At 74.8% G+C, this 19,002-nt stretch carries 14 protein-coding genes; 10 read left to right on the top strand and 4 right to left on the bottom strand.

Annotated elements, in window-relative coordinates; translation table 11 throughout:
- Positions 1–41 precede the first annotated feature (41 nt).
- Together ACZ60X_RS39935 and yczE are read right to left on the bottom strand one after the other, a co-directional pair.
- Positions 42–818 carry a glycerophosphodiester phosphodiesterase gene (locus ACZ60X_RS39935; RefSeq protein WP_469609894.1) on the bottom strand — a complete coding sequence of 259 codons (777 nt, stop codon included), beginning with the start codon at positions 816–818 and terminating at the stop codon, positions 42–44.
- Positions 815–1,477 carry a membrane protein YczE gene (gene yczE / locus ACZ60X_RS39930; RefSeq protein ID WP_469609892.1) on the bottom strand — a complete coding sequence of 221 codons (663 nt, stop codon included), beginning with the start codon at positions 1,475–1,477 and terminating at the stop codon, positions 815–817. Before yczE ends, ACZ60X_RS39935 begins: the two co-directional genes overlap by 4 nt.
- A gap of 102 nt (positions 1,478–1,579) precedes the next feature.
- Between yczE and ACZ60X_RS39925 the strand changes: the two genes are divergently transcribed.
- Positions 1,580–3,088: an SCO1417 family PLP biosynthesis transcription factor gene (locus ACZ60X_RS39925; RefSeq protein WP_469609890.1), complete on the top strand. Its 1,509-nt coding sequence runs from the start codon at positions 1,580–1,582 to the stop codon at positions 3,086–3,088.
- A 28-nt stretch (positions 3,089–3,116) separates the two neighbouring features.
- Here ACZ60X_RS39925 and ACZ60X_RS39920 read toward each other — a convergent pair whose 3' ends face one another.
- Complete coding sequence (locus tag ACZ60X_RS39920; protein ID WP_469609888.1) at positions 3,117–4,730, bottom strand: hypothetical protein; 1,614 nt, start codon at positions 4,728–4,730, stop codon at positions 3,117–3,119.
- Between the two features lie 39 nt (positions 4,731–4,769).
- Positions 4,770–4,964 carry a hypothetical protein gene (locus ACZ60X_RS39915; RefSeq protein WP_469609885.1) on the bottom strand — a complete coding sequence of 65 codons (195 nt, stop codon included), beginning with the start codon at positions 4,962–4,964 and terminating at the stop codon, positions 4,770–4,772.
- Between the two features lie 226 nt (positions 4,965–5,190).
- Between ACZ60X_RS39915 and ACZ60X_RS39910 the strand changes: the two genes are divergently transcribed.
- The 9 genes from ACZ60X_RS39910 to ACZ60X_RS39870 all read left to right on the top strand — a co-directional run bounded on the left by ACZ60X_RS39910 (position 5,191) and on the right by ACZ60X_RS39870 (position 18,889).
- On the top strand, positions 5,191–5,583 hold the full coding sequence (locus tag ACZ60X_RS39910; RefSeq protein WP_469609883.1) for an ankyrin repeat domain-containing protein: 393 nt from the start codon (positions 5,191–5,193) through the stop codon (positions 5,581–5,583).
- A gap of 300 nt (positions 5,584–5,883) precedes the next feature.
- A complete protein-coding gene (locus ACZ60X_RS39905; RefSeq protein WP_469609880.1) occupies positions 5,884–7,302 on the top strand; it encodes a HEAT repeat domain-containing protein in 1,419 nt (472 codons plus the stop codon).
- Between the two features lie 197 nt (positions 7,303–7,499).
- Positions 7,500–8,627 (top strand): glycosyltransferase family 4 protein, encoded by a 1,128-nt coding sequence (locus ACZ60X_RS39900; RefSeq protein ID WP_469609877.1) that lies wholly within the window; start codon positions 7,500–7,502, stop codon positions 8,625–8,627.
- Positions 8,624–9,793, top strand: coding sequence for a glycosyltransferase (locus ACZ60X_RS39895; RefSeq protein ID WP_469609874.1), 1,170 nt, complete (start codon positions 8,624–8,626; stop codon positions 9,791–9,793). The genes ACZ60X_RS39900 and ACZ60X_RS39895 overlap by 4 nt, the downstream gene beginning before the upstream one ends.
- Entirely contained in the window at positions 9,790–10,728 is a 939-nt protein-coding gene (locus ACZ60X_RS39890) for an SGNH/GDSL hydrolase family protein (protein WP_469609872.1), read from the top strand. Before ACZ60X_RS39895 ends, ACZ60X_RS39890 begins: the two co-directional genes overlap by 4 nt.
- 103 nt (positions 10,729–10,831) lie before the next feature.
- On the top strand, positions 10,832–11,539 hold the full coding sequence (locus ACZ60X_RS39885; protein ID WP_469609868.1) for a GntR family transcriptional regulator: 708 nt from the start codon (positions 10,832–10,834) through the stop codon (positions 11,537–11,539).
- Between the two features lie 70 nt (positions 11,540–11,609).
- Positions 11,610–13,139 (top strand): hypothetical protein, encoded by a 1,530-nt coding sequence (locus ACZ60X_RS39880; protein WP_469609865.1) that lies wholly within the window; start codon positions 11,610–11,612, stop codon positions 13,137–13,139.
- A 109-nt stretch (positions 13,140–13,248) separates the two neighbouring features.
- Positions 13,249–14,127, top strand: coding sequence for a hypothetical protein (locus tag ACZ60X_RS39875; protein WP_469609862.1), 879 nt, complete (start codon positions 13,249–13,251; stop codon positions 14,125–14,127).
- Between the two features lie 55 nt (positions 14,128–14,182).
- On the top strand, positions 14,183–18,889 hold the full coding sequence (locus ACZ60X_RS39870; protein ID WP_469609859.1) for a hypothetical protein: 4,707 nt from the start codon (positions 14,183–14,185) through the stop codon (positions 18,887–18,889).
- Positions 18,890–19,002 lie beyond the last annotated feature (113 nt).

Here is a 19,002-nt window from a genome sequence, read left to right as displayed (position 1 = left end):
CTCCCCGTCCCACCGCGAAGGCTCGGACTCGGCGGCCGGGGTCAGACCCAGGCGCCGCGGTCCTCCATGACCTTGCGCAACGTGTCGATGTGATCGGTCATGATGCCATCGACACCCAGGTCCAGGAGCCGGTGCATGCGCTCCGGTTCGTTGATCGTCCACACGTGCACGTGCAGCCCGCGCGCGTGGGCGGCGCGGACGAAACGGTGGTCGACCACCGGCACGCCCGACTGTGCCTCGGGCACCTGCGCGGCGACGGCCGAGCGGCGCACGGCCGCCGGCAGGCCCCAGGAGCGCAGCCGCAGGCTGAGCACCCCGCGCGTGCCGAACGAGGTCGCGAGGCGCGGCCCGGCCAGCCGCTGGGCGCGCAGCACCCGCGCCTCGGAGAACGAGCCGGCGCAGACCCGGTCCCACGCGCCCGTGCGCTCGATCAGCTCCAGCAGCGGCCGCAGGGCGGGCTCGGCCTTGATGTCGACGTTCCAGCGGACCTCCGGGAAGGTCTCCAGCAACTCCTCGAACAGCGGCACCGGTTCACGCCCGCCCACGCGCGCGTGCCGTACGTCGTCCCAGGGCAGGTCCGCGATCCGGCCCGCGCCGTCGGTGACCCGGTCCAGGGTGGAGTCGTGGAAGGCGACGAGCCGGCCGTCGGCCGTGGCGTGCACGTCCGTCTCGATGTACCGGTAGCCCATCTCCACCGCGCGCCGGAACTGCGCAACGGTGTTCTCGATGCCGTCGGCGGCCCCGCCCCGGTGGGCGAAGGCTAGGGGGCCCGGGTGGTCGAGGTACGGGTGGCGCGGGGGCGGTGTCGTGAGGGTCACGGACGCAGTATCACTCCCTGCGGTGTCGCTTCGGCAACGACCGTGCTGCGGGTCGATGCCGCCGGGACGGCGAACACCCGCAGGAAGAGCTGGGCCAGCGGGCCGATGGCCAGCGCGTACAGCACGGTGCCCACGCCGATGGTGCCGCCGAGCGCGAAACCGGTGACGACGACGGTCACCTCGATCGTCGTGCGCACCAGCCGGATCGAGCGGCCCGTGCGCCGGTGCAGGCCGGTCATCAGCCCGTCGCGCGGGCCGGGGCCGAAGCGCGCGCAGATGTACAGGCCGGTCGCGGCGCCGTTGAGCGCGATGCCCGCGAGCATCAGCGGGATCCGGGCGGCGAGGGAGCGCGCGTCGGGAACCAGCGCGAGCGTGCCGTCCATGGCGAGGCCGATGGCGAAGACGTTGGAGACCGTGCCGAGCCCGGGACGCTGGCGCAGCGGGATCCAGAGCAGCAGGACCGCCGCCCCCACGATGATCGACACGGTGCCGATGCTCAGCCCGGTCAGCTTGGCGAGCCCCTGGTGCAGCACGCCCCAGGGCTCCAGCCCGAGGCCCGCCGCCACGAGCAGCGCGGAGCTGACGCCGTAGAGCGCGAGTCCGGCGTACAGCTGGACCAACCGTCGTCCGAGACGGTCGAGACGGTCCGGAGCGGACATGAGATACCCCCCTGGGTGGTGGCGGTGGCCTGACGCATGTCACTCTGTGGCTTGGGATGAAGAGCCATCCATGGCCAATTCGGGGAAGGTGGACTGATCGTCATGGCGCAGTGGACCTCTGCGATGGGTGCCGCGCAACTCGCCCGCCTGCTGAACTCCCAGCAGGAGCGGCCGGCCGGCCCCGGCACCCGCCGGCCACCGGCGTACCGTGCCCTGGCCGACGGCATCCGGCTGCTGGTGCTCGAAGGGCGTGTGCCGGTCGCCGCCCGCCTCCCCGCCGAACGCGAACTCGCCCTCGCCCTGTCCGTGAGCCGCACCACCGTCGCGGCCGCGTACGAGGCGCTGCGCGGCGAGGGCTTCCTGGAGTCCCGGCGCGGCGCCGGCAGCTGGACCGCCGTACCGGCCGGGAACCCGATCCCGGCCCGTGGCCTCGAACCGCTGCCCCCGGAGGCGCTGGGCTCGATGATCGACCTGGGCTGTGCCTCGCTGCCCGCCCCGGAGCCCTGGCTGACCCGGGCCGTGCGGGGCGCCCTGGAGGAACTGCCGCCGTACGCCCACACGCACGGCGACTATCCGGCGGGACTGCCCGCCCTGCGCGAGATGATCGCCGAGCGCTACACCGCGCGCGGGATTCCCACCATGCCCGAGCAGATCATGGTGACGACCGGCGCGATGGGCGCCATAGACGCCATCTGCCACCTCTTCGCGGGCCGTGGCGAGCGCGTCGCGGTGGAGTCCCCGTCCTACGCCAACATCCTGCAGCTGATGCGCGAGGCCGGTGCCCGCCTCGTCCCGGTCGCGATGGCCGAGGGCCTGTCGGGCTGGGACATGGACCGCTGGCGCCAGGTGCTGCGCGAGGCCGCGCCGCGCATCGCCTATGTGGTCGCCGACTTCCACAATCCCACCGGCGCGCTGGCCGACGAGGACCAGCGGCGCCGGCTGGTGGACGCGGCACGCTCGGCCGGCACGGTGCTCGTCGCGGACGAGACGATGACCGAGCTGTGGCTCGACGAGGACATGGGCGCGGCGGACATGCCCCGCCCAGTGTGCGGGTTCGACCCGGCCGGCTCCACGGTGATCACGGTCGGCTCGGCCAGCAAGGCGTTCTGGGCCGGCATGCGGATCGGCTGGGTGCGCGCGGCGCCGGACGTGATCCGCAGCCTGGTCGCGGCGCGCGCGTACGCCGACCTGGGCACGCCCGTGCTGGAACAGCTCGCGGTCAACTGGCTCTTCAGCACCGGGGGTTGGGAGCAGGCGGTGGAGCTGCGCCGCGCCCAGGCGCGGGAGAACCGGGACGCCCTGGTGACGGCGCTCCGCCGCGAACTGCCCTCTTGGGAGTTCGAGGTGCCGCGGGGCGGGCTGACCCTGTGGGTCCGCGCGGGCGGCCTGTCCGGTTCCCGGCTCGCCGAGGCGGGCGAGCGGACCGGCGTCCGCGTCCCCTCCGGCCCCCGCTTCGGCGTGGACGGCGCGTTCGAGGGGTATGTGCGGCTGCCGTTCACCGTCGGGGGAGCGGTGGCGGAGGAGGCCGCCGTCCGGCTCGCCGCCGCGGCCCGGCTGGTGGAGACGGGCGTGACGGGCGTGACGGAGGCGCCGCGGACGTTCGTGGCCTGACGCCTGCGAGGGCGGGGCGTGCGACGCCTTACGGCGTCTCCGCCCCCACCGCCTCGGCGGTCAACGGTGCCGGGTCGGCGGCCGGCTTCGTCAGGTCGGTCGGCCGAGCCTCCGCGGCGGTGGCCCGTGGCGGCAGCAGGTCCAGCACCGCGGCCCGGTCGGCGTCGCTCGTGGCGTCGTCGTACGGGTCGGGGGTCCGCGGCACCTGGAGCCGGTGCACCGGGCCGGAGCCCAGGCGGGCGTATCCACGGCCGGGGGGCACGTGGCCGGTCGGCGTGGTGTGCGGCGGGGCGCCCAGGACGGTCTCCACCTGCCCGGGTGTGAGCCCGCCGAGGACGACACGCGCGCGCGTGTGCTGCCGTACCGCGTCGCTCAGCGCCTCCGCGCCGTCGAACTGCTCCGCCACCACGACGGTCACGTTCGCCGCGCGGCCGTGCCGCAGCGGCACCTGGAGCAGGGCCTGCGGGTCCTGGCGGCCCTCCGAGGCGGCGAGGTGAGCGAAGACGGACGGGCGGTCGAGGAGGACCCACAGCGGACGGCGGGTGTCGGCCGGCGGCGGGTCGCCCGCCTGCCGGGCCAGGTTGATCGCGATGAGCCGCCGTTCGGTCTCCTGCGCGGCCCATTCGAGGCTCGCCAGTGCTCCGGGGAGCGCGCATTCCACGGCGAGAACGCCGTCCCGGCCGGTCAGGCACGTGTACTCGCCGGTGCCGCCGCCGTCGACGATCAGGACGTCGCCGTACCGCAGCGCCTGCAGGGCCACGGAGCGCAGCAGGGTCGACGCGCCGCTGCCGGGGTGGCCCACGGCCAGGAGGTGGGGTTCGGTGGAGCGCACGCCGGTGCGCCAGACGACCGGCGGCACGTCGATCTGCTCCTCCCCGTACGCGAGGGGGAGCGTGCGCTGGACGTGGCTCGGATCCGTGAAGCCGAGCACGGTCTCGCCCGGCGCGGTGACGAAGTGCTGGGCCGGGATGTCGGCGGGGAGCGGGGGCAGGACCGTGACGGTGAGCTGGTTGCCTTCCTCCTCCCAGTCGAAGTGGTACTCGCGGCCCCGGCCGGACTTCGCGGTGAGCAGCTGCTCGATCCGCGCACGGACCTCGGGCTCGCCGTCCGGGAAGTAGGCGGGGTAGCGGATCGAGAGGTGGGCGACGCGTCCGCCGTCGTCGAACTCGGCCTCGGTGAGGGCCTTCTCCCACTCCCCGCCGTACGCGTACAGCGGCGCCGGGTCCTCGGGAGTGGAGAAGTACGGCACCAGGGCCTCGTAGAGGGACCGGAGCCGCTCGGTCTGGGACTCGTCCGGCCCTTCGGGGGCCGGCTCGGTGCGGTCGCGGCCCTGCCAGGCGGCCGCCGCCATCACGCAGATGACGGCGAGCAGCGGGCCGTACGGCACCATCACCACGACCAGGATCACGCACGCCACCAGGAACAGCAGTGGTCCACGCTTGTCGTGGGGCGTGTCCGCCCACCTGCGCCGCCCGGCCGCGGCCAGCCGGCGCATCCCGCGCGTCACGGTGAACAGCGGGTGGAGGACGTCGGTGGCGCTGTCGGCCGCCGCCCGGGCCAGCTCCCGGCTCCGGGCGATCTGCGTCCGGGCGATCTGGGCGCTGTCCTTGCTCAGAATGCGGGGGAGAGGGCGCCGGGCCACTGCTGTCTCCTGACGGTGCGTGCGGGCGGGACGGGCTGGTCAGAACTTGATGCCGCCGAGGAGGCTCGCCAGGCTCTCGCCGCCGGCCTTGATGCTCGGGGCGATGCCCGTGCTGGCGAGGTAGAAGCCGAACAGGGCCGTCACCGTGGCGTGCGAGCCCTTCAGCCCGTCCTTGCGGAAGAACAGGAAGACGATGACGCCGAGGATGATGACGCCGGACATGGAAAAGATCATTGGGGCCTCCTGGTGTCGAGGGGGACAGTCACCGTGAGCTCTTCCAGGATCACAGGATGTATCCATACGATAAAAGGTGCAAATGGGTTAAATTCATCGGATTTCCCTCAGTCGGCGCAGCGGTTCAACCAGTACGCTGGCGATTCACTCGTACGGCCGTGTTCCGCTCGCTGCCGTACGCTCCCTGCAGTCCCCGAAGTTCATTCCAGGAGAGGCGGTCCGGACGATGAGCGAAGCCCTCGACCCCGAGGTCGTGGAGCTGGCGACCAAGATCTTCGATCTGGCCCGGCAGGGACAGGCCGAGGCGCTCGTGGCATACGTCGACGCGGGCGTTCCGGCCAATCTCACCAACGACCGCGGCGACTCCCTGGTGATGCTCGCCGCCTACCACGGCCACGCCGACGCGGTGCGCGCGCTGCTCGCCCGCGGCGCGGCGGCGGACCACGTGAACGACCGAGGCCAGACCCCGCTCGCGGGCGCGGTCTTCAAGGGCGAGACCGAGGTCATCAAGGCCCTCCTGGAGGGGGGCGCCGATCCCGCCGCGGGTACGCCCTCGGCCGTCGACACCGCCCGGATGTTCGGCAAGACGGAACTCCTGGAACTGTTCGGCGCGCACTGACGCACATGTCCTGACCAGGTACGACACGAAAAACGGGGGAGGCGGTACGGGGCCGCCGGAAATACGGTCGCGGCAGCACACACCGCGGGTCATCATGACGACGTGATTCACGGACGCGATGGCTGGGCAGGTGTTGCCGCACCGCGCGGGCCGTGATGCGGTCCGCATGGGCCACCGACGAGAGGCAGAGAGAAATGGTCTACAGCAAGCAAGAGACGGCGGGCGCTCCGACGTTGTGTCACGCGGCCAGGTAGTGCGTGTTCCCCGGTTGCGTCGACGCTTGATGTGAGGCTGTTTCCCATGTTCGATCCGTTCATAGCGCCGAGCGGTACGCTGCTCGGCCTGTTGCAGCGGGGCCGCGGCGACGGCACGCTGCACGCGCTCACGGCCCCGCGCGCGGAAGCGCTCGCGGCGCTGAACCAGTGCGTGCTGCGCGACCCCCGCCAGGACTGGCAGGTGGAGAACCGCTCCCTCTACTACGCGCGCCTGTACCTCGACCTCAATGGCGAGCTGGACGCGATCGAGGCCCATCTCTTCGGCCCCGAGGACGTTCTCGACGCCGACGAGTCCCGCACCGGCCTCGCCCTGGCCGTGCTGGGACACCTCGCCTCCTACGGCAGGCGGGACGCGCTCGCACTGCTGCGCCGGTACGCCGCCACGGGCAGCAACTGGGCCTGGGCCCTGGACGAACTGGCCCTGCGGGACGACGACGCGGGCCTGCGCGCCCTCGCCTCCCCCGTCCTGGCCCGCTTCGGCACCGATCCCGAGGGCGAGGCCGAACTGGCCGTCGCCGTCCGGGACGCCTTCGAGCCCCGGCCGTGGCGGCTGTGGGCGGAGGATCCGCGCGAATCGATCGCCGCACGTGTGCGTGCCGCGCGGGAGGCCGGCTGTTTCGACCGCTGGCAGCGGCAGATGCGGCCGACCGGCCCGCGGCCGGGCTGGAGTGTGCGCGCGGTCTTCGAATGGGCGCAGGCGGGCATGGACCGCGGCGCCGCCCTCCATGTGCCGGCCGCCCGCTGTCTGGTCGCCGTCGCCGGCCCCGAGGACCGGCCGGAGATCCTCCAGGCCGCCCGGACGGGCACCGACGGCGCCCGCTGCACCGCCCTGCGCTATCTCGCCGACAGCAACGACCCCGAGGCCCTCGGCCTGATCGAGGCCGCGGTCGCCGACGGCGCGAGCGTCGTCGTGGAGGCCGCCGTCGACGCCTTCGAACGCATGCGCAGCGTCGCCGCCGTCGACCGCGCCCGCCGCTGGGCCCAGCGCCCCGACCCCCTCGGCGCCGCCGCGGGCCGCATGCTCGCCTGCCGTGGCGGGGCGCGCGACAAGGACCTGGTCCTGGGCGCCCTGCGCGAGGCCGTACGCGGCGAGGGCCCCGACGCACCCACCCTGTGGACCCTGGTCGACGGCGCCGGACGCCTCGGCATCTCCTGCGCCGCCCCCGTCCTGCGGCACATCTACCGCGAGACCGCCTCCTCCCACCTGCGCGGCCGCGCCGCCCACGCCCTGGCCGCCACCGACCCCTCCTTCGCCACCGGCTTCGCCGTCGAATGCCTCTGGGACTGCGAGGAGACCACCCGCGAGATCGCCGCCCGGCATGCCGAGACCGGTGACGCCCGGGTCGTGGAGCGCCTGCGCCGCCTGGCCGCGGATCCGGCCGAGGAGGCAGAGGTGCAGACGGCGGTACGCAGCCGCTTCGGCCCCGAGACCGCCGGCAGCTGAACCCCACCGTGTCCGCACGCGCGCGTGCGGGACGGGCGGACGACCGCGCGCGGGGTGAACACCGGATGACCCGCGGGTCAGGCGCCCATGACGGCCGTCTGACCCGCTCGGGTGTGCAGCCCAACGCTCATGGGACGTTCCCCGGACGGAAAGATCGACGTTGACGCTGCCACGTCCGGCGCGGCGACAACACCCGTATGCGTGTCGTCATCGTGACCGAATCCTTTCCCCCCGATGTGAACGGCGTGGCCCACTGCGCGCTCCAGACCGCCCGGCACCTCGTAGATCGCGGTCACTCCCCGCTCGTCGTCGCGCCGGCCCCCGCGCCCGGCAGCGCACCGGACACGGACGCCCCGTGCCCGGTCGTGCGCATCCCCTCCCTCCCCCTGCCCGGCTACCCCCAGGTCCGCGTCGCCCTCCCCAGCCGACGCCTGGCTGCAGCCCTCCTCGATCACCGCGCCGACCTGGTCCACCTCGCCAGCCCCTTCGTCCTCGGCGTCCGCGGCATGGCCGCCGCCGCCCGGCTCGGCATCCCGGCCGTCGCCGTCTACCAGACCGATCTCGCGGGGTACGCGCGTACCTACATGGGCGCCGGCGAGGCCGCCGCCTGGCGGCGGATACGCTCCGTCCACGCCGCCGCCGACCGCACCCTGGCCCCCTCCAGCGCCGCGCTCACCGACCTGGAGGCGCACGGCGTGCCCCGGGTCCGGCTGTGGCCACGCGGTGTGGACACCGTACGTTTCAAGCCAGACCACCGTGACGTCGCACTGCGCCGCGAACTGGCCCCGGACGGCGAACTGATCGTCGGCTACGTCGGCCGCCTCGCGCCCGAGAAGCACGTCGAACTGCTCGCCGGCGTCTGCGGACTCAAGGGCGTCAAGGTCGTGGTCGTCGGCGACGGTCCGAGCCACGCCCACCTCACCGAGGCGCTGCCCGGCGCCGTCTTCCTCGGCCGCCGAACCGGCCACGACCTCGCCCGGATCTTCGCCTCGCTGGACGTGTTCGCGCACACCGGCCCGTTCGAGACGTTCTGCCAGACCGTGCAGGAGGCCATGGCCAGCGGCGTCCCGGTGGTCGCGCCCGCCGCCGGCGGCCCGCTCGACCTGGTCGCGCACGAGCGCACGGGACTGCTCGTCCCGCCGCGCGACGCCGGCGCCCTCGCCGAGGCCGTGCGCACCCTGGCCGCCGACCCCGAGCGCCGGGCCGCCTACGGCCTGGCCGCCCGCACGACGGTCGAGGGCCGCACCTGGGCCGCCGTCGGCGACCAGCTGATCGGCCACTACGGCGACGTCCTCGCGGGCCGCAGGACGGCGGTGGCGGCATGACCGGCCCGTCCCTGCGCATCGTCCGGCTCGCCAACTTCGTCGCTCCCGCCTCCGGCGGTCTGCGCACCGCCCTGCGCGAGCTGGGCAAGGGCCTGCGGGCCGCCGGCCACGAGCCGGTGCTGATCGTGCCCGGTGAACGGCACACCGACCAGGACACCGAGCAGGGCCGGGTCATCACCCTGCCCGGCCCGCCGCTGCCCGGCACCGGCGGCTACCGCGTCCTCACCGACAAGCGCCGCGTGGCCGCCCTCCTGGAGGAACTGGCCCCCGACCGACTGGAGGTCTCCGACCGGACCACCCTGCGCTGGACCGGCCGCTGGGCCCGACGCGCGCGCGTGCCCGCCGTGATGGTGTCCCACGAGACCGCCGACGGCGTGCTGCGCACCTGGGGCCTGTCCGAGAACCTCTCCCGCAGGGTCGCCGACGCCCTCAACACCCGCACCGCGCACGTCTACTCGAAGGTCGTGTGCACCACCGAGTTCGCCGAGCGCGAGTTCGTCCGCATCGGCGCGCGCAACGTCGTACGCGCCCCCCTGGGCGTGGACCTGATGGCGCGCCACCCCGCCCTGCGCGACGCCGGGATACGCGCTCGGTACGCGCGCGTGGACGAGACGCTGCTCGTGATGTGCTCACGGCTGTCCGTCGAGAAGCGGCCCGGCACCGCCCTGGACGCGCTGGAGGCGCTGCTGCGGCGGGGCAGGCGGGCCGTGCTGGTGGTCGCCGGGGACGGACCGCTACGGGCCCGGCTGGAGCAGCGCGCCCGCGAGCGGGGGCTGCCGGTGACCTTCCTCGGGCACGTCTTTGACCGGGCCCTGCTCGGCGCGCTGCAGGCCGGCGCCGACGTCGCCCTCGCCCCCGGACCCGCCGAGACCTTCGGGCTTGCCGCCCTGGAGGCCATGGCGTGCGGCACTCCGGTCGTGGCCAGCGCCTCCTCCGCGCTGCCCGAGGTGATCGGCTCGGCGGGCGCTACCGCGGCCGACCGCGGCGAGGCGTTCGCCGACGCCGTGGAGACGCTGCTGGAGCGCGGCGAGCGCGAGCGCCGCGAGGCCGCACGCGCGCGTGCGGAGTGCTTCGGCTGGGGTGCGGCGGTGGAGGCCTTCCTCGCCGCGCACGACGCCCCGGTGTCCGCGCCCCGGCCCGGCGCCGTCCCGGAGGGCGTGGCATGACAGCGCTGCGTTTCGTCGCCCTCGGTGACTCGCTGACCGAGGGCGTGGGCGACCCCGTCGGCGCCGGCCGACGGGGCTGGGCCGCCCTGCTCGCCCCCTGCCTCGCTACGGCGGTGGAGTTCACCAACCTCGCGGTCAGCGGGGCACAGACCCGGGACGTGCGGGAGCGGCAGACCCCGGCCGCCCTCGAACTGCGCCCCGACGTGGCCTCCGTCGTCATCGGCGTCAACGACACCCTGCGCCACACCTTCGACATCCGTGCGGTGGCCGCCCGCCTCGACGAGGTCTACGCCGCCCTCACCCGGCAGGGCACCACCCTCCTCACCGCCTGCCTGCCCGACCCCGGCGCCATGCTCGGCCTCCCCGGCGCCCTCGCCCGCCCGCTGGCCCGCCGGCAGCGCGCGGTCAACACGGTCGTGCACACGCTCTCCGAGCGCTACGGCGCCGTCCATCTGCACGCGGCGGACGGCGCCTGGATCGCCGACCGGGCCCTGTGGAGCGCGGACCGGCTGCATCCGAGCGAGCGCGGGCACCGGCAGTTCGCCGTCCGCTTCCACGCCCTGCTCGCCGAGGTGGGCCGGGCGACGGGTCAACCGCCCTCGCCCGAGCCGGAGTTCCCCCCACCGACCCGCGCCGCGAGCCTGCTGTGGCTGGCCACGGCGGGCACCGGCTGGGTGGTCCGGCGCTGCCAGGACCTGTTGCCCCAGCTGCTGCGCCTGGCCGCCGACGAGGTGCGTCACCAGGCCCGCGGCACCAGCGCCCGCCTCGACCTGAGCGCCTCCGCGGCGGTGTCCGCGGCCCTGGCCGCGCTGCCGCGGCGGACCGGCGACGCCGTCGGGGCGCAGCCGCGTCGTATCGTCATGAACCGCGCCGTGGTGCCGAGCGGCGCGGTCCACCGCGCGGAGGCGGGGGTGACGGCCGACGGCGGGTGCTAGCGCGCGCCCAGGGGATCGGCAGCGCATGCGAGTAGTGGATCGTTCAACGATCCGGCGATCCCCATGTTGTCTCGTTCCGCTCGTCTGCGATTGAATTCCCGGCATGGCAGAGCAGCTGACGGGACTGGCCGGTGACCGGGCGCTCCTCGGGCGTACGAGCACGGCGGAGCGGGTCTCGGACATCCTCCGCAGCCGCATCGCCGACGGGTACTTCCCGCCCGGCACGCGGCTGTCCGAGGACGGCATCGGCGGCGCGCTCGGGGTCTCCCGCAACACCCTGCGCGAGGCCTTCCGGCTGCTCACGCACGAGCGCCTGCTGGTCCACGAACTCAACCGGGGCGTGTTCGTCCGGGTCCTGACCGTCGAGGACGTCGAGGACATCTACCGCGCGCGCACCCTGGTCGAGTGCGCCGTCGTCCGCGGTCTCGGCGAACCCCCGTACCCGCTGGACGGGCTCGCCGCGGCGGTGGCCGAGGGCGAGACGGCGGCCGCCGCGAGCGACTGGAAGACGCTCGGCACCGCCAACATCCACTTCCACCGCGAACTGGTCGCCCTCGCCGGCAGCGAACGCACCGACGAACTGATGCGCAGCGTCTTCGCCGAACTGCGCCTCGCCTTCCACGTCGTCGACGACCCGCGCCGGCTGCACGAGCCGTACCTCGTCCGCAACCGCCAGATCCTCCGGACGCTCCAGGCCGGCGACCGGCGCACGGCGGAGCGGATGCTGAAGACCTATCTCGCCGACTCGCTGGAGCGGGTGGTCGAGGTGTACCGGCGCAGGGTCGGCGAGGAGGGCGCCGGGCCGGCGTGAGCCCCTGTGACGGCCGTCGCTTCTGCGGTCGTTTGGGTCGATGTCAGACCGAGGACCTAGTCTGTGCACCGTGACTTCGCCTGCATCGACGGACAGCGTTCCGCCCCAGCTCAGCGCAGCACCGCGCCCGGCTCCGGGTCCGGCCGCCGACGAGGGGCTGGCGCGGCGGCTGCGCGCGCTCGCGTGCACCGCGCCGCTGCACGACCTCGACGCGCGCAAGGCCAACCTCGCCGGTGAGTACTCGGTCTACGGCATGGCCGAGGTGGCCCTGGCCGCCATCGACCTCGTCACGCTCAACATGGACTTCGACACCGGCGCCGACCACGAGCAGATCGTGGCCCGGCTGATCCCGCGCATCGCCGCCCAGGCCCCGCACCGCCCGGCCGGCGAGCACGAGCGCGTGGCCCGCTGGGTCCTGGAGAACCTGATCAACGTCGGCAGCGTCGACCGCGGCTTCCGCGCGGTGTACGGCACCTTCGCGGCGGACGGCACGTACGTCCGCCGGGACTACGACTTCAAGCTGATCGAGGAGGTCCCCGGCCCCGGCGGCACCGTCTATCTGCGCACCACGGACGAGGCGGTCAACGTCCTGGTCGGGGCCCTGGACACCGACGTGACCAGCGCCCAGATCGCCGCCGAGGTCAAGCTGGAGGTGCTCATCAGCCGCGGCCGCCTCGCCGACGCCCAGCTCGCCGCCGAACAGGCCCGCTACCGCACGGTGCAGTACTCCGAGACCCTGCGCCGCGCCCTGGAGGCCACGCGGCGCAACGTCCGCGCGGTCGACTGGCTAAAGGCCGTACCGGACATGATCGCCGAGGCTCTGGACCACGTGGCCGACCGCTACCGCCACGAGAACGCGATCCTCACCAACATCCGCAAGGCCCGCGACGAGACCGAGGAGCCTGAGTACAAGCGCCGGGCCGCCGAGCTGGTCGACATCGTCAAGGACTGCATCAGGCGGCACACCCAGCTCCAGTCCCGCCTGCTGGAGGCGGGCCCGCTGTTCCGGGCCGAGCAGGACCGGCAGGCCTTCGCCGCCCCCGCGACGACCTCGGGCACAGATCTCTACGGCCATCTCCTCGCCCCCGTGCTGCCGCTGCCCCTGGAGCGGGCGATCCGGGTCACCGACGCGTTCTTCGCCCAGGGCACCGGGCTGCGCACGCCGGTCTCGGTGCGCGTGGCGGACCTCGTCGACATACTGCTGACCCCGCCCGTCGAACGGGATCACCTCGGCGCGGAGATGCCCGAGCCCGACCTGATCGCCACACCGGACGACAGCCGGTTCAGCGAGGAACAGCTGGCCGCCGCGACGGAGTTGCTGGACCTCCCGGCGGACGCGCCGAGAAGACTGTCCGGGCTGCTCGCCGAGGCGCGCCGCACCGGTGACCCCGACCTGGCCTACCTGGTGGCCCTGTTGGCGGTGCACGCGGCCAGCCCGGCCGTCGGCACCGCCTACCGGCAGGGCGAGGAGAAGCTGCTGTTCGCCGTGGACGACGGCACCGAGCTGGACGATCCCGAGTTCGGCGGCGCGGACCTCATCGTGGGCACCGCTCTGCTGGACGCGGCCGGGATGGCGGCGGACAGGACGGAGGCCGCGTGATGGTGCCGCCGACGGGCGCGTGCGGGCCGTTCGCGGCTCGTCGCGCCCTTCCCCGCGTCCCCGGGCGGGCCGCGCCCGCCCCCCGTTCCGAGTACGAGGAGTTGTGTCCGTGACCGAGCACGTCGAGTGGAGTGACACGGAGGCCCCCGCCCCGTCGGCATCCGCCGCCGTCACGCCCGCCGACGCCGCCGACGCGGCGCGGCTCGTCGCCTTCGGGCTGCAGCCCAAACTGCAGCCCGCGCGCGACCAGGAGTACACCGAGCTGCTGCGCCGCTACCGCGACGACCCGGTGTTCGCTCGGCTCGCCGACGCCGTCGCCGCCGGACTGGGGCTCGTCGTGCTGGAGGTGTCCCCGCGCGCGGGGATGGCCGTCACGGCCGCCGAGGACTCCGTGTTCGCCGTCCGCATGGGCGACTACGCGCGTCGCACCGCCGCCGACTCCGGCGACCGCTTCCTGCACGGACTCGCCCATCTCGCCACCGCCGCGCTGGCCTTCCCGCGCCCGGAGGACCTGGCCGACGACTCCTACATCGGCCGCGTCACGGTCAACGGCGTCGACGCCTTCGTACGGCAGGCCTGCCGGCGCCTGGAGGAACGGGCCGAGGAACAGGGCGAGAACACCGACCCGGCCACCGACGCGCCCGGCCTGGAGGCAGCCTGGCGGATCTGGGCCAGACGCAGCGCCACCGGCGCCACCAAGGACGCCCGTCGCCCGGCCGCCTCCACCACCGGCATCGTCGCCAAGGCCCTCGCCTTCCTCACCGACTCCGGCTTCCTGCAGCGCACCGGCGACGACAGCGGCGGCACGTACCGCACCACGGCCCGCTACCAGCTCCAGGTCCGCGACATGGCCGGCAGCGCGGCGATGGCCGAACTGCTCGACCTGGGCGTCGTCCCGGTGACCGACGGCACGGCCAGCCTGCTGCCCGCCGAGGACACCGAGGACCTGGAGCTGGTGGCCGACGCCGGGCTGCCGTTCCACTCCTGAGCCTCCCCCCTCACGACCACCGCACGTTTCCCCAGACTTACGACGAGAGTCCGCCATGTACGAGCTGTCCCGGGTCCGCCTCTACTCCATCGGGCCCGCCGGTGCGCGCTACGCCGACACCGTGCTTGACCTGCGGGGCGTGGGCGAGCCCGTGCCCGACCCGGCGCCCGCCCAGGCGGAGTTCTTCGAGGACGAGCCGGCCGGCCCGCCGCGCCGGCCCGCCCCCGCGGGCGTGCTCTTCCTGGAGAACGGCGGCGGCAAGTCGGTCCTGCTCAAGCTGATCTTCTCGGTGATGCTGCCGGGCCACCGCAACACCCTCGGCGGAGCCAGCTCCGGCGTGCTGCGCAAGTTCCTGCTCGCCGACGACTGCGGACACGTCGCGCTGGAGTGGCAGCACGTGCAGACCGGCGAGTGCGTCGTCGTCGGCAAGGTCAGCGAGTGGCGCGGTCGCCAAGTCTCCAACGACCCGCGCAAGTTCGCCGAGGCCTGGTACTCCTTCCGGCCCGGCCCCGGACTGAGCCTGGACAACCTGCCGGTCGCCGAGGCCACCGCCGTCCGGCCGCCCGCCGAGGGCACCTCGGGCGCCCAGGGCCGCCGCCGCACCATGAAGGGCTTCCGCGACGCCCTCACGGAGGCCGGCAAGGCCTACCCGCACCTGGAAGTGCACTGGGAGGAGATCCACGACCGCTGGATCGAGCACCTCGGCGACCTCGGCCTCGACCCCGAACTCTTCCGGTACCAGCGGGAGATGAACGCCGACGAGGGCGAGGCGGCCGGCCTCTTCGCGGTCAAGAAGGACTCCGACTTCACCGACCTGCTGCTGCGCGCGGTCACCGACACCCGCGACACCGACGGTCTCGCCGACCTCGTCAGCGGCTTCGGCAACAAGCTCGGCCGGCGCGCCGAACTGATCGCCGAACGCGACTTCACCGCCGGGTCGGTCGACCTGCTCGGACGGATCGTCGAGGCCGCCGAAGCGCGCTCACGCGCGCGTGACGTCCACGCGGGAGCCGAGCGCCGTACCCGCACCCTGGCCCGGCGGCTGTCCGCGCGGGCGGTGCGGGAGCGGGTGCGGGCCGCCGACCTCGCCCAGCGGGTGACGGCCGCCGCATACGCCGTCACGCACTCCGAGGGCGCCCGCGAGCGCAGCGCCCTGATCGCCGCCGAACTCGCCTACCGGCACGCGTCCCTGGCTCTCGCCGCCGCCGAGAAGTCCGCCGCCGCGCAGAAGCGCGAGCTGGCCGACGCCCGCACCCTGCACTCCGCCTGGCAGGCCGCCGAGGCCGTACTGCGCCACCGCGCCGCCGCCGACCGCGTCGCGCGCGTGTCCGCGGCCATCCAGGAGGCCGAGCGGGACGCCGCGCCCGCGCTCGCGGCCCGCGCCAAGGCCGCCGTGGACCTCGTACGAGCCCTGCACACGGCCGCCGAGAACGCCGACGCCCTCGCCAACGAGGAGGAGGAGCGCTCCGCCGCCCTGCAGGAGGTCAGCGACAGCGCCCACCGCGACTCCACGACCGCCGCCACCGAGGCCCAGCGCGCCCGCAGCGAGGCCGGCCATCTGCGCCAGCGCCTCGCCGAGGTCGAGCAGGAGACGGCCGAGGCCGTCCGCGCGGGCTGGCTCGACGACAGCGCCCCGGACGCCGACCCGGCCCGGGCCGCGCTCGCCGCCAGCGACGCCGAGAAGACCGCGGTGGCCGCCTGGGACACGGCCCGCGAGGCCGCCCGCAAGGTCGCCGAGCACGCCCGGGAGGCAGCCTCGGCCGAGTCCCGCGCGGAGCTGACGGCGGCCCGCGCGGCGGACGCGGCGACGGCGGCCGAGCGGGCCCACGAGGCCGAACAGCGCCTCGCCGAGTCCCTGGCCGGCGAGGAACGGCTCGCGGAACTGCTCAGCCTGCCCGGCGCCCGCACCGCGCGGCCCGGCGTGCCCGGCCCCCGCAGCGGAGCCGACGGCGCCGACGAGAGGTCGTACGGCCGGGCGAGCGGCAAAACCGACGGCGGCCCGCGCGACCGCGCGGCCGGCACCGGCTCCGACGACACCCCGCGCACCGCCGACGACGGCCCGCTCACCCCGGCGGAGCTGGACCGCTTCGCCGACGAACTGCGCGGGCTCCTCGACGACGCGATCACCGCCGCCGAACGGCACCTCTTCGAGCTGCGCACCGCCGCCGCCGACGACGCCCGCATCCTGGGCGCGCTCGGTGACGGCGGCCTGCTGCCGCCCGGCCCGGACGTGCTCGCCACCGTGGAGTTCCTCGGCGAGCACGGCATCCCGGCGCTGCCCGGCTGGCGCTATCTCGCCCAGTCCGTCGACCCGGCCGACCACGCGCGCGTGCTCGCCGCCCGGCCGGAACTGGTCGACGGCGTCATCATCACCGACCCGGACACGCACGCTCGTGCCCGCGAAGCCCTCGGCGACGCCGCCCTGCTGCCCCGCTCCGCCGTGGCCGTCGGGACCGCCGCCGCCCTCCTCGCCCCGCCCCCCGCCACCGACGCCGCCTCCGCCGACGTCTTCCTCGTCCCGCCGAACCCGGCCATGCACGACGAGCACGCCGCCGACGAGGAACGCCACGCGCTGCGCGCGCGGGCCGCCGAACGCGACGACGAGATCCGCGCCCTGGCCGCCCGGCTGGGCAAGGACCGCGAACTGGCCGCACGCCTCGCCTCCTGGCGCACCGGCTGCCCCGCCGGACGCCTCACCGAACTCGCCCAGGCCGCCCAGGAGGCCCGCGCGTTCGCCGAGGAGGCCGAGGCGGAACTGACCGAGGCGCGCACCGCGCGCGCGGAGGCCGAGGAGGCCGCCGCCGAGGCGGCCCAGGCGCGCGACGAGCGCCAGGAGGCCGCGCAGAAGGCCCGCCGTGCCGCCGACGCCCTCGCCGGCCTGGCCTTCCGCCTCCGCGAACGCGCGGGCTGGCAGGTCAAGCTCCGCGAACTCGCCGACGAGGCCGCCGAGTCCGAGGCCCGCGCCCAGGCCTGCCTGGACCGCGCCCGCGCCGCCGACGAGGACCGCCGTGCCGCCCAGCGCGCCGCCGACGACGCCCGCCGCACCGCCCGCGCGCTGCGCGCCGAGCGCTCCGAGATCGCCGGCGCCCCCGACGACGTACCCGTCGAGGACGCGGACGCCCCCACGGCGTCCCTGCCCGCCCTCCGCGAGGCCTACCGGGCGGCGTCCCAGGTGTACGAGAAGGTCGGCGTCGGCGCCGACCTGCGTGCCGAGCAGGCCCGCGCCGAGAGCGACGAGAGCGCGGCCCGCGCCGAACTCGACCGGCTCAGCAACAAGGTCCGCACCCGCGCGGAGCAGTTGCTCCAGTCGCCCGACGGCTCCGACGGCCCCTCCCGGCAGGCGGCCGCCGCGCGCGCGGAGGAGCTGGTGCAGCTCCTGGAGACCCGGATGTCCACCGCGAGCGAGCAGCTCGGCCGGTTGCGCGGCGAGGCCGAGCGGCACGCCCCCGAGGACGGCGAGGCACACACCGAGCTGCCCGAGGAACTCGTCCCGCGCGACGCCGAACACGCGCAAGCGCTCCTGCGCACCGCCACCGCCGAACTCGCCGCCCGCACCGAGGCGCTGGCCGGCGCCCGCGAGGCGCACGCCGAACTGCTGGAGGCCCACCGGGGTGCCGAGGACGCGGCCGGCGGCTTCGACGAGACCGCCGCCATGCTCCGCGACCTGCTGCGCGAGCACACCCCGGAAGAGGACCAGGACGAACCCGAGCCGTACCCTGGCAGCCTGGAGGAGGCCCGGCTCGCCGCCGCCGAGACCCGCCGCTCGCTGCGCGGCTGCGCCGGTGACCTGTCCGCCGCCGATGCGGCCGTGCGCGAGGCGAGCGACGTGCTCGTCCGGCACGCCAACTCCACGCGCTACGAGCAGGTCCGCACCCCCGCCCGCCAGCAGATCCGCGAACTGCCCGCCTCCGCGCTGCCCGAGCACGCCCAGAAGTGGGCCGACGCCTTCGCACCGCGCCTGCGCGTCCTCACCGACGAACTGGCCCAGCTGGAGCGCAACCGGGACTCGATCGTGGACCGGCTGCGCGGACTGGTCGAGTCCGCGCTCGCCACGCTGCGCTCCGCCCAGCGCCTCTCCCGGCTGCCGGAAGGGCTCGGCGAGTGGTCCGGGCAGGAGTTCCTCCGTATCCGCTTCGAGGAGCCCGACCAGGCCACGCTCACCGAACGCCTCGGCGAGGTCATCGACGAGGCCACCCGTGCGGCCGTCAGGAAGAACTCCGACCTGCGCCGCGACGGCATGTCCCTGCTGCTGCGGGGCGTGGCGGCCGCCCTGCAGCCGAAGGGCGTGGCCGTCGAGATCCTCAAGCCCGACGCCGTACTGCGCGCCGAGCGCGTCCCCGTCGGGCAGATGGGCGACGTCTTCTCCGGCGGCCAGCTGCTCACGGCCGCCATCGCGCTGTACTGCACGATGGCCGCCCTGCGCTCGAACGACCGGGGCAGGGACAAGCACCGGCACGCCGGCACGCTGTTCCTCGACAACCCGATCGGCCGGGCCAACGCCACGTACCTGCTGGAGCTGCAGCGGGCCGTGTCCGACGCGCTGGGTGTGCAGCTGCTCTACACCACGGGCCTGTTCGACACGACCGCCCTCGCCGAGTTCCCGCTGGTCATCCGCCTGCGCAACGACGCCGACCTGAGGGCGGGCCTGAAGTACATCAGCGTCGAGGAACATCTGCGGCCCGGCCTGCCCCAGCCGCCGCAGGCCGGAGAAGCGGTGCACAGCGAGATCACGGCCACGCGGATGTTCAAGAAACCGGCGTGACCAGCGGCCGGTGGTCCGCGTGACCGTCGGGTGGTTGGGGGTGATCGTCGGCCGGTGGGGAGGGTGCCCGCCGACCGGCGGGGCCCTCATGCGGTGGCCGGTACGACCGCCGG

The organism is Streptomyces sp. NPDC104106, from assembly GCF_055584345.1.
The sequence above is the reverse complement of the archived record's forward strand: the minus strand, read 5'-3'. Positions and strand labels throughout refer to the sequence as shown.

What these genes read in the sequence shown, in the direction of transcription:
- yczE (WP_469609892.1), bottom strand. Translation starts at nt 1,477, where the DNA reads ATGTCCGCTCCGGACCGTCTCGACCGTCTCGGACGACGGTTGGTCCAG.
- ACZ60X_RS39925 (WP_469609890.1), top strand. Translation starts at nt 1,580, where the DNA reads ATGGCGCAGTGGACCTCTGCGATGGGTGCCGCGCAACTCGCCCGCCTG.
- ACZ60X_RS39915 (WP_469609885.1), bottom strand. Translation starts at nt 4,964, where the DNA reads ATGATCTTTTCCATGTCCGGCGTCATCATCCTCGGCGTCATCGTCTTC.
- ACZ60X_RS39910 (WP_469609883.1), top strand. Translation starts at nt 5,191, where the DNA reads ATGAGCGAAGCCCTCGACCCCGAGGTCGTGGAGCTGGCGACCAAGATC.
- ACZ60X_RS39905 (WP_469609880.1), top strand. Translation starts at nt 5,884, where the DNA reads ATGTTCGATCCGTTCATAGCGCCGAGCGGTACGCTGCTCGGCCTGTTG.
- ACZ60X_RS39900 (WP_469609877.1), top strand. Translation starts at nt 7,500, where the DNA reads ATGCGTGTCGTCATCGTGACCGAATCCTTTCCCCCCGATGTGAACGGC.
- ACZ60X_RS39895 (WP_469609874.1), top strand. Translation starts at nt 8,624, where the DNA reads ATGACCGGCCCGTCCCTGCGCATCGTCCGGCTCGCCAACTTCGTCGCT.
- ACZ60X_RS39890 (WP_469609872.1), top strand. Translation starts at nt 9,790, where the DNA reads ATGACAGCGCTGCGTTTCGTCGCCCTCGGTGACTCGCTGACCGAGGGC.
- ACZ60X_RS39885 (WP_469609868.1), top strand. Translation starts at nt 10,832, where the DNA reads ATGGCAGAGCAGCTGACGGGACTGGCCGGTGACCGGGCGCTCCTCGGG.
- ACZ60X_RS39870 (WP_469609859.1), top strand. Translation starts at nt 14,183, where the DNA reads ATGTACGAGCTGTCCCGGGTCCGCCTCTACTCCATCGGGCCCGCCGGT.